The organism is Candidatus Palauibacter sp., from assembly GCF_965208055.1.
Classification (GTDB): Bacteria; Gemmatimonadota; Gemmatimonadetes; order Palauibacterales; family Palauibacteraceae; genus Palauibacter.
Window position 1 is genome coordinate 2440590 of sequence record NZ_CBDBNY010000004.1, and the last position, 12756, is coordinate 2453345.

At 68.3% G+C, this 12756-nt stretch carries 13 protein-coding genes; 9 read left to right on the forward strand and 4 right to left on the reverse strand.

Going from position 1 to position 12756, the window contains the following annotated elements; genetic code table 11:
* The first annotated feature begins 84 nt into the window (after positions 1 to 84).
* From ACOGXI_RS10870 to ACOGXI_RS10890, 5 genes are read left to right on the forward strand one after another with little or no spacing between them, the layout of a single operon-like run.
* Positions 85 to 1035, forward strand: coding sequence for an ABC transporter ATP-binding protein (locus ACOGXI_RS10870; RefSeq protein WP_419938865.1), 951 nt, complete (start codon positions 85 to 87; stop codon positions 1033 to 1035).
* On the forward strand, positions 1032 to 2357 hold the full coding sequence (locus ACOGXI_RS10875; RefSeq protein ID WP_419938866.1) for an ABC transporter permease: 1326 nt from the start codon (positions 1032 to 1034) through the stop codon (positions 2355 to 2357). The genes ACOGXI_RS10870 and ACOGXI_RS10875 overlap by 4 nt, the downstream gene beginning before the upstream one ends.
* The gene (locus ACOGXI_RS10880) at positions 2339 to 3208 is read left to right on the forward strand and encodes a substrate-binding domain-containing protein (RefSeq protein WP_419938867.1); all 870 of its coding nucleotides are present in this window, start codon (positions 2339 to 2341) and stop codon (positions 3206 to 3208) included. The genes ACOGXI_RS10875 and ACOGXI_RS10880 overlap by 19 nt, the downstream gene beginning before the upstream one ends.
* 9 nt (positions 3209 to 3217) lie before the next feature.
* Positions 3218 to 3916, forward strand: a complete 699-nt coding sequence (locus tag ACOGXI_RS10885; RefSeq protein ID WP_419938868.1) for an ABC transporter permease — start codon at positions 3218 to 3220, stop codon at positions 3914 to 3916.
* Positions 3913 to 5040, forward strand: a complete 1128-nt coding sequence (locus ACOGXI_RS10890) for an ABC transporter ATP-binding protein (RefSeq protein ID WP_419938869.1) — start codon at positions 3913 to 3915, stop codon at positions 5038 to 5040. The genes ACOGXI_RS10885 and ACOGXI_RS10890 overlap by 4 nt, the downstream gene beginning before the upstream one ends.
* On the opposite strand, the gene ACOGXI_RS10895 is transcribed toward ACOGXI_RS10890, so the two are convergent.
* A complete protein-coding gene (locus ACOGXI_RS10895; protein ID WP_419938870.1) occupies positions 5037 to 6269 on the reverse strand; it encodes a carboxypeptidase regulatory-like domain-containing protein in 1233 nt (410 codons plus the stop codon). The genes ACOGXI_RS10890 and ACOGXI_RS10895 overlap by 4 nt on opposite strands.
* Before the next feature lie 187 nt (positions 6270 to 6456).
* Here ACOGXI_RS10895 and ACOGXI_RS10900 point away from each other — a divergent pair, with 187 nt between their 5' ends.
* Complete coding sequence (locus ACOGXI_RS10900; protein ID WP_419938871.1) at positions 6457 to 6909, forward strand: hypothetical protein; 453 nt, start codon at positions 6457 to 6459, stop codon at positions 6907 to 6909.
* Positions 6910 to 6947: 38 nt separating this feature from the next.
* Here ACOGXI_RS10900 and ACOGXI_RS10905 read toward each other — a convergent pair whose 3' ends face one another.
* Together ACOGXI_RS10905 and ACOGXI_RS10910 are read right to left on the reverse strand one after the other, a co-directional pair.
* A complete protein-coding gene (locus ACOGXI_RS10905; RefSeq protein WP_419938872.1) occupies positions 6948 to 7217 on the reverse strand; it encodes a hypothetical protein in 270 nt (89 codons plus the stop codon).
* Positions 7214 to 7504, reverse strand: coding sequence for a hypothetical protein (locus ACOGXI_RS10910; protein WP_419938873.1), 291 nt, complete (start codon positions 7502 to 7504; stop codon positions 7214 to 7216). The genes ACOGXI_RS10905 and ACOGXI_RS10910 overlap by 4 nt, the downstream gene beginning before the upstream one ends.
* Positions 7505 to 7687: 183 nt before the next feature.
* Between ACOGXI_RS10910 and ACOGXI_RS10915 the strand changes: the two genes are divergently transcribed.
* The 3 genes from ACOGXI_RS10915 to ACOGXI_RS10925 all read left to right on the forward strand — a co-directional run bounded on the left by ACOGXI_RS10915 (position 7688) and on the right by ACOGXI_RS10925 (position 11309).
* Entirely contained in the window at positions 7688 to 8878 is a 1191-nt protein-coding gene (locus tag ACOGXI_RS10915) for a serine hydrolase domain-containing protein (RefSeq protein ID WP_419938874.1), read from the forward strand.
* A complete protein-coding gene (locus tag ACOGXI_RS10920) occupies positions 8875 to 9930 on the forward strand; it encodes a hypothetical protein (RefSeq protein ID WP_419938875.1) in 1056 nt (351 codons plus the stop codon). Before ACOGXI_RS10915 ends, ACOGXI_RS10920 begins: the two co-directional genes overlap by 4 nt.
* Before the next feature lie 98 nt (positions 9931 to 10028).
* Positions 10029 to 11309, forward strand: a complete 1281-nt coding sequence (locus tag ACOGXI_RS10925; RefSeq protein ID WP_419938876.1) for an MATE family efflux transporter — start codon at positions 10029 to 10031, stop codon at positions 11307 to 11309.
* Here ACOGXI_RS10925 and ACOGXI_RS10930 read toward each other — a convergent pair whose 3' ends face one another.
* On the reverse strand, positions 11310 to 12740 hold the full coding sequence (locus ACOGXI_RS10930; RefSeq protein ID WP_419938877.1) for a carboxypeptidase regulatory-like domain-containing protein: 1431 nt from the start codon (positions 12738 to 12740) through the stop codon (positions 11310 to 11312).
* Between the last annotated feature and the right edge of the window lie 16 nt (positions 12741 to 12756).

Here is a 12756-nt window from a genome sequence, read left to right on the forward strand (position 1 = left end):
AGCGGCCCCGGCGGTAGACCGGTCCGCTGCACGCCCGCGGCTGCTGCTTGGCGAGGGGTGCGGGCAGTCCGTATCATCGGGGCCGTGAATACACCCGCCATTCGCCTCCAGGGCGTCACGAAGCGCTTCGACAGGAAGACCGCGGTCCGCGATCTCGACCTCGAGATCCCACGCGGATCGATCTACGGCCTTATCGGCCCGAACGGCGCCGGAAAGACCACGACACTCCGGATCATCCTCGACGTCATCGGGCCTGACGCCGGTTCGGTCGAAGTCTTCGGGTCCCCCAACGTCGAATCCATGCGCACCCGCATCGGGTATCTGCCGGAGGAGCGCGGGCTGTACCAGAAGATGACAGCGGCCGATCACCTCGCGTTCTTCGGCCAGCTCAAGGGACTGCGCCGGAAGGAGGCGCTCGCGCGGGCCCGGGAAGGGCTGGATGCGGTGGGTCTCGGTGACCGGGCGGACGACAAGGTGGAGACCTTCTCGAAGGGGATGGCCCAGAAGGCCCAGTTTCTCGGGGTCATCCTTCACGAGCCCGACCTGCTGGTGCTCGACGAGCCCTTCAGCGGCCTCGACCCGCTGAACGTCGAACTGTTCAAGCAGATGCTGCAGGAACGACAGCAGGCCGGAGCCACGATTCTGCTCTCGACGCACCTCATCGAGGACGCCGAGCGCCTGTGCGAGCGCGTGTGCATGATCGCCGGAGCGACCAAGGTGCTCGACGGACGGGTCCGCGACATCAAGGCCGCGGCGGGGCGACGCGACATCGCGCTGTCCTTCGAGGGGAACCCCACGTTCCTCGATGCGCCGGATCTCATCGAGGACATCTCGGCGCACGGCACGTACGTGGAGGTCCGCATGGTGGAGGGGGCGGACCCCCAGGCCCTGCTGCGGCAGGCGGTGGAGAGCGGCGCCCTGATCTCGCGCTTCGAACTGATCGAACCGTCGCTGCGCCAGATATTCATCGAGAAGGCCACGGAGGCCGGGCTCTCGCACGAGGACGAGAGTGACGATGACGAGGCGGCGGCATGAATCCGTTCACGCCGAGGGTGGCGACGGTGGTCCGCCGCGAGTTCATGATGCGCGTGAAGTCCAAGTGGTTTCTCATATCCACGCTGGGCCTCCCCGTTCTGATCGTCGGGCTCGGCGCGCTCTCCGCTTTCCTCGCGGTGAGGGGGGCGACGGATGCGGGCGAGGAGCGCAGGGTCATCGGGGTCGCCGATCCCGCGGGGCTGATCGGCGACCTCGTCGTTGAAGAGTTTCTCGCCGACGGGCTCGACGCCGTGCGCGCCGAGGACATGGAGGAGTTCTCGATCGACGAGGCGCGGGCGCGACTCTCCGACGCCTCGTACGACCTGCTGCTGATGATCCCGAGGAGTGCGGGCCGGCGCTCTGCGGAGATGCCGGGGGAGACACCGGACGCGGACGAGGGGGACCGGGAGGAGACGACGCTGCTCGCGCGGGCCAGCGTTCCGTCCGTCATCGAAGGTTCGGTCCGGGGGGCACTTCAGAGGGCATCGGTACGGGCGCGCCTGCGCTCCATCGGCGTGCAGAGCATCGATCCGGGCGCGCTGCTCCAACGGACTTCCTTCGAAGTCGTGAACGTGACGGAATCCGGAGAGGCGCGATCCCAGGACGTCTACCGGATGCTGAGCTTCGGCATCGCCTTCTTCTTCTACTTCATCCTGCTCATCTACGGGCAGATGATCGTGCGGGCGATCCTGGAGGAGAAGCAGTCCGACATCGTCGAGATCATGGTCTCGTCCCTTCGCCCGTGGGAACTGATGCTGGGGAAGATCGTCGGCGTCGGGGCGGTAGGCGTTGCGCAGATGGCCGTCTGGGCGCTGATCTTCGCGCTCGCGGCGGTCTACGGCCTCACGGCCGGAGCATCCACGCTTGCCGAGGCGGGGATCGACATCGCGAACATCCCGATCCCGTGGGGTACGCTCGTGTTGATGCTCTGCTTCCTCGTTTTTGGGTATCTACTCTACGCGGGGATGTTCGCGGGCGCCGGCGCGACGATCAGCAACGAGCACGATGCCCAGCAGGCGATACTCCCCGTCATGATGCTGATCATCCTTCCCTTCATCGCGACGCAGGGCGTGATCCAGAGCCCGAACGCCGGTTGGGGCGTCATCCTCTCCCTCGTGCCGTTCTTCAGTCCGCTGGTAATGCCGGCGCGGCTGTTCGCCACTTCGGTCCCGGTGTGGCAGTGGCTCGTGTCGCTGGTGCTGCTGGGAGTGTTCGTCCTCGGGGCGGCGTGGGTCGCGGGCCGCATCTTCCGGGTGGGGATTCTGATGAAGGGCCAGCGCGCCAACCTGCCGCAGGTGCTGCGGTGGATACGCCACGGCTAGCCGGCCGTGACAGAAGCGCGCGGCGAACCTCCTTCGCCGTCCTCCTGGCCCTCCTCTTGGCCCTCGGCGGCGGACTGTGCGCCGGGGCGTGCGGGACCGACGCGGACACCTTCGTGCTCGGCGCCACCACGTCCACCTACGATTCGGGTCTGCTCGAACACCTGATCGCCCGCTTCAACGAAGACCACCCCGGGCTCCGGGTGCGCACGGTCATCGCCGGCAGCGGCGAAGCGCTGGAACTCGGTCGCACGGGAGACGTGGATCTCCTGCTCGTGCACGCGCCCGAAGCCGAGGCCCGCTTCATCGAGGCGGGTCACGCGCCACGGCGGCGTCCCGTCCTCTTCAACGAATACGTGGTCGCCGGCCCGCCCTCGGATCCGGCGCGGATTCGGGGATCCGCATCGCCGTCCGAGGCGTTCGCGACCCTCGCGCGGGGGGGGCACGGCTTCGTCTCGCGCGGCGACAGTTCGGGCACGCACTACCGCGAGATCGCCCTGTGGCGCGAGGCGGGCGTGGCCGGCGGCGGCACGGGGTACGTCGAGTCCGGGCAGGGACAGGCCACGACGCTGCACGTGGCCAGCGAACGCGGCGCCTACGTCCTCACGGACGACGCGACGCTCGCGATGCTGTCGGAGGTGCTCGACCTGGCCGCGCTCGTCGAAGATCACGCGTCGCTGCGCAACGTCTACTCGCTGCTGGCGCCACGAGCCGCGATCCGGCCCGAGCGCGCCGCGGTCTTCGCAGACTGGCTGCGCTCCGGCGACGGACGCCGCGCCATCGGGGAATTCCGGGTGCGCGGCGGCCCCGAGGCGCTGTTCGCCCCGTGGCCCGGCGACGATCCGCCAAACTAGATTCGGCGCGTGGATCCGCTGCTCGAGGCTCTCCGGCTCATCACGTCGGGTGACCTGTACGTCTGGAACGTCATCTTCCGCTCTCTGCAGATCAGCGGATCGGCGCTCCTCCTGGCGATGGTCATCGGACTTCCCATCGGGATCGCGGTCGGGCTGACGCGATTCCGGCTTCGCCTGCCCGTGGTCGCGGTCATCAACGCGGGTCTCGCCTTCCCGCCCGTCGTGGTCGGCCTCGGAGTCTTCCTCTTTCTGTCGCGGGCCGGCCCGCTCGGCGACCTGCAACTGCTCTACACGCCGGCCGCCATGATCGGCGCCCAGGCGATCCTCGCCGGCCCCTACATCGCGGCGGTGAGCCTCGCCGCGGTGGAGAACATCCCCCGGGACATCTCGCTTCAGGCGCGGGCGCTCGGCGCGAGCCGGCGGCAGGCCATCCTCCTGCAGCTGAGGGAGGTGCGGACGTCGCTCGTGGCCGCGGTGGCGGCGGGGTTCGGGGCCATCATCAGCGAGGTGGGCGCGGTGATGATGGTGGGGGGCAACATCCTCGGAGAAACCCGGGTGATGACGACCGCGATCGTGCTGGAGACGCGGCGCGGCAACTTCGACGTCGCGATCGCCATGGGGATCGTACTCATGCTCCTCGCGCTGTGCGTGAACGCGGCGCTCCTCCTGCTCGGCCGGCGCACGATCCGCCGCGGCCAGGTCGCGTGAACGCCGCAGCCGGACCGCTTCTCGGCGGCGTCGGCCTGCGCCGGGTCTACGGCGGGAGGACGGCCATCGAGGTGGACCGCATCGAACTGCGCGAGGGCGAGATGCTCGCGGTGTTCGGGCCGAACGGGGCCGGCAAATCCACGCTGCTGCGCCTGCTCGCCATGCTGGAGAAGCCCGACACCGGGAAAGTCACATTCCGCGGCGGTTCCGGGCGGCCTGCCGAGCGAGCGCTCCGGGCCGCGTCCGCCGTCGTGTTCCAACGCCCTCACTTCTGGAGCGATTCCGTCGAGTACAACGTCGGCCTCGGCCTGGCTCTGCAGGGCGTGCCACGCCCCGAAGCTCGCGTCCGCTCGCGCGCCGTGTGCGAGCAACTCGCGATCTCGCACCTGCTGGGAGCCCCGATATCGCGGTTGTCCGGAGGAGAGGCGCAGCGCGTGGCGCTCGCGCGGGCGCTGGTGCTCGACCCCGAGATCCTCTTCCTCGACGAGCCGACGGCGAACCTGGACACCGATTCGCGGCTCGACCTCCGTCACGACCTGGAGCGGGTGGCCCGGGAACGGGCGACGAGCGTCTTTCTCATCACTCACGACCGGGGCGAGGCCTTCCACCTCGCGGATCGGGTCGCCGTGATCCGGGACGGGAAGCTGGTCCAGACGGGTACGCCGAAGGAAATCTACGAGAACCCCGCCGATGTCTACACGGCGCGCGTCACCGGGGCGGAGTTCACGATCTCCGGCGTCGTGACGCGGGCGCACGAGCGCATGGTCACCGCCGACATCGGGGGCGCTTCGCTCGTGGCCCAGGGCGAGGCGGTCCCGGGCACGCCGGTGAAGATCGCCTATCGGCCGGAAGATCTCGTTCTCGGACCCCCGGACGTCCCCCCGGCGGACCTGAGTACGCGCAACCTCCTCGTGGCGACCGTGGAGGAACGGCGCGACATGGGCGGGCTCGTGCGGCTGCGGCTCCGCGGCCCCGTCGAACTCGTAGCCCTCGTCACGCTCGACGCCGCGGAGGAACTCGGCGTCGACCCCGGAGTGCGCGTCGCCGTACGCGCGAAGGCCACCGCGCTGCATGCGTTCGCGGCGGCCCCGCCGGCCGCGACGCTCTCCGACCCGGACAGCTAGCCCGAACGCCGCCGGATTCCGGGGCCCGTCCAGATGACGATGGCCCCGCAGCGCCCCACGGCCCCGCCGAACTCGGCCGGCAGCTCACTCGGACCGCGATAGACTTCGATCCCGGCGATCTCGGACGGCGAGACGAAGTTGTCGATCGATTCGCCGGCCCCGCCATCGCGGATCACGCGCACGCCGTCCAGGTACACGTTCGCGTTCATGCACCCGTATTCGGCGCGGCTCCTCAGGCTGGGCACGCCCCGCGTCATGCGGATGATGCAGTTGTTGTTGGCGCCTCCGGTGCACTCGGTGCGCACGCCCGGAATCCGTCCCAGGTAGTGCGTCACGCGGATCGCGCCGGCGTCGTGGATGTCGTCGCGCGTGAGGAATATTCCGGCGCCGATCGCCTCGCCCAGTTCGCGCCGGTCGTAGAACCCCTGCAACTCCAGTCGTTTCTCACGCAACGCCGTGACGACGATCGGCGCGAGTTCGATCGGGTCCGCGCTGAGTTCGAAATCCACTTGCACCGTTCGGTCGCTCGGAAGGTGCACCAACTGGTCCAGGGGATCGAACGTGATGTGATCCACGGCCACCCGGTACATGCCCGGATCGAGGTCGGTGAACATGAAACGGCCGCTGCCATCGGTCATGCGCTGCCGGTCCTCCGCCAACAGCGTGTCCGAGAGAATGATGCTCGCCGCTTCGACGGGACGACGGGATCGCCGATCGACCACCCGACCCACGATTCGGCCGGGCACGGTGAGCAGACTGGCGAGCGCGCCCTCCTCCACGCCCACGAGGATGTCCCACCCGGCGGGGGGGCCGGGTGCGATGTTCACCCGCGCCGGCTCCGTGCGGAAGGACGGAAACCTCGCGCTCACCGTGACATCCTTCAGGGGCGGAAGGCCGCAGAGGATGTACACGCCCGCGTTGTCCGCCTCCACGGAGATGGTGCGCCGCTGTCCTTCGTTTTCGGTCCAGGTCGCGGAGACGGTGGCCCCGGGAAGGAGGATGCCCTGGAGCGTATCGCGGACGATGCCCGCCAGACCCGTGAGGGACGGATCCATATCCGCCGGACACGTCACGATGCTCCGGGAGGGGGCGAGGGGCGGGCTCTGAGCGGCCAGGCGAGATCCGGCCGCCAGCAGGATGGCGGCTCCCGCCAGAGCCAAGGACGCGGCCCGATAAACGGCCCTGTTCCGCGCCCGCGCCTCCGAACGACCCTCTCGATGTGTTCGCATCCTGCGGTCTCCGCCGCTACGTCGCCAAGCCACGCATGGAAAGTAATGCAAGCGCGCATCGCGCACACGACGCGCGCCGGACCGCCGCCGTGACGGACCGCCGGCGATTCGCGACGGGCGATGGTATTGCGAGACCCTCCCGGACGCTGTCACTCTTTCGAAGGTTCTTCGGCTGCGGAGTCTCATCTTGCAAATCGTGCGAAACCGGCAAGCTCGCTGCGCAATCGGCGTCGTTGGTGTCCTTCTCGGACTGTCCGGCTGCCTGAATCTGGGGGTCGGACTCTCCCCGACCGTCGGGAACATGCTCTCGTCCGTCGTCAGCGAGGGATCCGCCCTGCCCGAGTTCGCGCGCGCCGCGGGGGGGCCGGGGTCCATGCGAGTCTCGGGCCAGATCGTGGGCCGGCTGCGGTGCGATTACGTGTCCCCCGACCTGCGGGAGGTCGACGGAGGACTGGAACTGTCCATCACGATCGTGTCGGGCCGGCAGGGCTGCAACAGTCTGACGCCTTCGACGCTGTCCTACGTGGCGAACATCTACAACGTCGAGCCCGGATCCTGGTCAATTCTCGTGGAGCATCGCTACGAAGGCGTGGAGGGCATACCCGGCGAGCGTCTGTACGACGTCGTCACGGTAAACTAGCTGCCGAAAGCTCCCCGACGAGACATCGCTCCAGGGCATCACTCCAGGGGGGCGGAGCGGGAATGGAGCCCGAGAAGATCCGCGTCGCTCATGTCGGCCAGGGCGCGCGTCGCCTCGGCCACGCTGCGGCTCTCGTGCGACAGCCAGCGCGGCGGCTCGAAGGGGTCCTCAAGGCAGACGAAATAGATGCGGGCCGCCTGGGGCGTATTCGGCTGGCCACCCGAGACATAGGCTTCCCAGCGAACCATCCCTCCGTCGAGGAACGTGCGGGAGAGCGCCTTCTTCGGATCCACCCTCGCGGCGCTCACACCTTCACCGAGCGTGCAAGCAGTTCGCGGAGTCCCACCTCGTTCATTTCGGCCACGGCCTCCTTCGGCACCTTGGAGATGCCGGGCGGCGCCTGGTTGTAGCGCTGCGGAATGGTGATGTCGTCCTGGTTCCGGAACATCACGAGCAGCCGGGGCGACTGTTGCGTGGTGCCGGAGAAGATGGAAAACTCGGCCTCCCAAGTGGCCCCGGATTCGCTCTTGAACCGGGTTCGGGCGCTGTCCGCGGCCCCATCCATCCGGAAGATCAGTTTCTTCAGAAGCGACATGTGTGCGCCGGTTGGTGCGTTTGCGTGAAACCGTTGGACGTCGGCGCCGGGACACTAGGCGAGTCGGGCGCGACCCGCCAGCCTGAAGGGTTCCGATGCGGACGCGAAGCTGCGAGTTTGCATCGGATTCGATGCCCGGCTGGTGGTTTTTCCGCCTCCCGTCGGCCACGCAAGGAGAACGTCATGCCGGCCCACCATCGCTCGTCCCGCGTCTCGGCGGCGCGCCGCCCGTACCCCGCGACGATCGTCTTCCTTCTCACCGTCCTCCTCCTTCCGTCCGCTGCGGCCGGTCAGGACGCGGACGTCATCGATGCCTTTTCCCGGCAGATCGCATCGGATGTCGCAGCGGACGGCATCGGCGGGATCACGGCGGCGGTCTTCAAGGGAGATCAGGTGCTGTGGGCGCAGGGGTTCGGCTGGGCCGATCCGGCGAACCGCGTGCCCGCGGGCGTGCGAACGATCTACCGAACCGGGTCGATCTCGAAGTCGGTGACGGCGATCCTGATGGCGGACCTGGTGGAGGAGGGGACGGTCGCGCTCGATGACGCCGTCGTGGACCACCTGCCCGAGGCCGCCGGCTTCGGGGACCCGCCGGACGGCATAGCGCCGATCACGTTCCGGCAGTTGGCCAGCCACACCGCCGGCCTCATCCGGGAGCCCGAACTCGAAGGCGCCGCAGCCGGGCCGATCGAGGACTGGGGATACAAGATCCTCGCTTCGATCCCCCACACCCGGTTCTACACGATGCCCGGAACCCGGTATCAATACTCCAACATCGGGTACGGCGTGCTCGGTTACGCCCTGCAGCGGGCCGCCGGGACCTCCTTCATGGACCTCGTCGAGGACCGCCTCTTCGAGCCGCTCGGGATGCGCTCCTCGACCTTCATCGTCGGCCCGGAACTGTGGCGGCGCGTCGCGGTGGGCTTCGCGAACGGGGCCGACGGCGCCGTGGACTCCGACTTCCCGGCGCGCGAGCACGAGGGGCGCGGATACAAGGTGCCGAACGGCGGCGTTTACGCGACCGTCGGAGATCTCGCGACGTTCGCGGCCGCGGTCATGGGGCTGACCGAACACCCGCTCCTGGAGCCGGCCACCCGACGGGAGGTCATGACGGTGCAGACGCCCGAGGATCCCGACGCGGGGTACGGACTCGGTTTCTCGATTCGGCCTGTCGCGCTCGAAAGCGGCGCCGTGCGGTTCGTCGGCCACGGCGGTTCCGTCGCCGGATACAACATGTACCTCGTGTTCGAACCCGAGAGCGGCTACGGCGTCGCGCTCGGCCGCAACTACAATCGCGGCGCCACCAACCTTGGCGAGGCCGGGAACGGGCTCCTCGAGGCGCTCCTCGAGGCGCTCCTCGAGGCCGGCAATTGAACCCCGCGTCCCGGCGATTCCGCCACGGTATCGCGCCGCTCCTCGCGCTGGCGGCCGCCGTGCTCGCGCCGTCCCCCGCCGCGGGTCAGGACGAGGAAGAAGAGCGGGTCCCCCGCATCTGCCGGCAGCTCGGACAGGCTGAACTCGAGGTCGGCATCGAGGGCACGATCCGGGACGATGAGAGCCAGGTTCTTCTGCCGGGGGCGACGGTCCTGATCCGCTACGAAGCCGAACGCGGGCTGACGACGCCGGAGGATGTACGGGTCGAAGCGGATGAGCGAGGGCGATACCAGGCCTGCGGCCTCGAAGCGTTTCGGGAGATCCGGGTGCGACCGAACTATCGGTCCCGGCGCGGGAAGGAGCGCAAGGTCGAACTCGACCGGTCGCAGTTCGTCGACCTCGAGGTGGACATGGGGGACGCGGCGTTCGTCGTCTTTTCCGTCGTGAACGCCGCGGACGGGCGCCCGGTGGCAAGCGCGCAGCTCGACTTCTCTCCGCTGCCGATCTCCGGGATCACGGATACGCTCGGACGCGTGGCGTTCCGCTCCATCCCGCCGCTCACCTACGGCCTGCGCGTCGCGCACATCGGTTACGCGCCCCTGGAGACCGAGATCAACATTCTCACGGACCAGAGCGCGGAATTCCGCGTCGAACTCAACACCCGGGCGATCGCGCTCGCGCCGATCGAGGTGCGGGTGACCGGCCGTGACCCGTTCCTGCTCACGTCGGGGTTCTACGACCGCCGGCAGTCCATCGACGAGGGCTACTTCGCGACCTATCCGGAGATCGACCAGTTCATCCACCTCGGGCAGGTGTTTCAGTTCAAGCGGGAACTCTCCATCCGGTACCGCCGCAACCAGCTCATCCTCCTCAACGGCAGGCCGGCCAGCCGCCTCGGATTCAATCGGAGAAACCTGGGCGAACTGAAATTCGACACCGTTCGGGGAATCGAGGCGTACAGGTGCAGTGAGGCGCCGCCGGAGATCATGAACCAGGTACCGAACACCATGCTCCTGACCGACTGCAATCTGATCGCGATCTGGACATACTGAGACGCCTCCGGCGTGCCGTCCGCGACGTTCTGTGGGGCACGCAGGAGGACTTCACGTCGGGAAGCCTGAACCGCGGGGTCCTGCTCCTCGCCATCCCGATGGTGCTGGAGATGGCGGGGGAGTCGCTCTTCTTCCTCGTCGACATGGCCGTCGTGAGCCGGCTCGGAGCCGGCGCCCTGGCCGCGATCGCCCTCACGGAAGCGATGCTGGCGGTCATCTACTCGGTCGCGATGGGCCTCGCGATGTCCACAACCGCGATGGTCGCGCGCCGGACGGGGGAGAAGGACGAGCGCGGCGCCGCGACGGCCGCCGTGCAGGCGATCGTGCTGAGCGTCGGCATCGCCGCGGTCCTCGGCCTTACCGGAGCGATGCTGGCCCCGTGGCTGCTCCGCGTCATGGGAGGATCCCCCGAAGTCGTCGCGCAGGGCACGACCTTCGCCCGCATCCAGTTGGGCGGGATGGTCGTGATCATCCTCCTCTTCGTGAACAACGCGATCTACCGGGGGGCGGGCGACCCCTCGATGGCCATGCGTTCCGTGTGGCTGGCGAACGGCATCAACATCGTGCTCGACCCCGTGCTCGTGTTCGGCCTCTGGATCTTCCCGGAACTGGGACTCCCGGGCGCCGCCGTGGCCACGACGACCGGACGCGGGATCGGGGCCCTGTACCAGTTGTGGCACATGTCACGCGGCGAGCGCGTCCGGGTGCGGCGCGGCGACCTCCGGGTCCACTGGCCGGTGATCCGTCGATTGCTGCGGGTGTCGGTGGGCGGCGTGGGGCAGATGCTCGTGACGCAGGTCAGCTACATTCTCTCGATCCGCATCCTGTCCGAGTTCGGGACGATCGCGCTCGCGGGCTACACGATGGCGATCCGCGTCGTCATCTTCATCATCCTCCCCGCCTGGGGCCTCGCGAACGCCGCCGCCACGCTCGTGGGCCAGAATCTCGGCGCCGAGAGGCCCGACCGCGCCGAGCGGGCCGTCTACCTCACGGGCTTCTGGAACATGCTGTTCATGGCCGTGGTGACGGTGGTCTTCGTGGCTTTCCCGGAGCCGATCCTGGCCCCGTTCGCCCCGGACCCGGAGACGCTGGACGTGGGGGTGCGCGCGCTCCGGATCATCAGCTACGGGTACATCTTCTACGCCTGGGGCATGGTGACGATGCAGGCCTTCAACGGAGCCGGGGACACGGCGACGCCGACCTGGATCAACATCGGCGTGTTCTGGTTCTTCCAGCTGCCGCTTGCGGCCGTCCTCGCCTTCGGCGTCGGGTGGGGCGAGATCGGCGTGTTCTGGTCGTTCGCGGTCGCCTACTCGCTATCGGCCGTCGTCGGCCTCTGGATCTTCCGCCGCGGCCGCTGGAAGCAGAAGATCGTCTAGCTACGCGGTACACCGCGCGCGCCGGGAAACACCCCTCGCCTGAAGGGAGAACGTGACGCGAACCTGCGCACCCTCGCCCAGTTCCACGCTCTGCACGGAGGTCTCAAAACCTCCGCACAGGGCACGGATCCGGTATGAACCCGGGGGGAGACCCTCCAGGGAGAACGCGCCGGAGAGGTTCGTCGCCGCCCGGAAGTCCGCATCGACCACCGTTATGCGCACGGCCTCAAGCGGCCGTCCGGTGACAGCGTTCGTCACTACGCCTGTGATGGATGCGGGGGAGGTCACCGGGACACTGAGCCTGACGTCCGTCGCACTCGTGGCCTCTACCATCGATGCATCACCTCGGTGCGGACCGTAGGCAGCCGCCAATTCCACCTCTGTTCCGGCCGGGAGATCGCACAGCCGATAGCGTCCCAGCGAATCCGTCCTGGTGACCGTCGCGACGGGGTCCGAGTTTAGGTACGTCGCGAATGACACGACCACGTGCGCCGCCGGCAGCCTCACCTTCGTGACCTGGTCCTCGACGAAACCCTCCAGAGTCACCTCACCCGGGCGTCCGGCCGATTGGCACAGCTTCACCTCGAGTTGCGGTATCTCTGCCGTCGCGGTCATCCAGTTGGACCACGCGATGATCACTCCGCAGTCCCTCGTCTCATCGTTCCAGGCGAACAAGGGAATCTTCGTACCCGGTTGATACACCTCGACGGCGCCCACGTCGTGCGCCGAGAGTTCCTCAAGCAGCGTAGCGGGCGGCGGTCCCGGCAAGCGGTATGTTCCCAGGTTGGTCGAGATCGGTCTGCTGGTCCGCCGCCCGGCAGTCCTGCCGATCAGTCTCCGATCGAGCCAAACCTGAACTCGGGGACAGCCCGATAGAGGCGCACGGAACTGGAGCGACGACATGAAGTCGTTCAGTCGAACGAAGCCTACTTTGTTGGCCTCAACCCATTCGGGTTCGAGAAAGGTGCCCCATCCCTCCTCCCTCCGGTCGTAGAACCCGGATTCGACCAAGCGGGGCGGATGCCCTTCCACGTCCACTTCAATCGGGGCAAGCGGTATCGCGCGCGGCTGAAGGCGTACGTCCAGGGGGGGTGGAGCACCTGGTCCGATCTCCAACGGGGCGCTGAGAACCTCGTAGCCGAGCCGCTGCACGCCGAGCGTATGCACGCCGGGCGCAACTTGAGCGAAGGCGAAGGCGCCGTCGGGTCGCGTGATCGTTTCCCGGACCTGGCCGGACGGGTCGACGAGCCGCACGGTCGCACCTTCGATCGGCTCGCCCGTCTGGTCGTCGACGACGGTTCCAGCGACCTCCACTCCCTCTTGAGCGCTTGCCTCGGGGGGCCGCAGACCGTGACTCACGGCCACGGCGAACACCAGAGCCAGTACCGACGCCCCGCCGACCCCTCGCCGTTGCTCGCGCGCTACCCTCATTTGGTACCGGCTACCC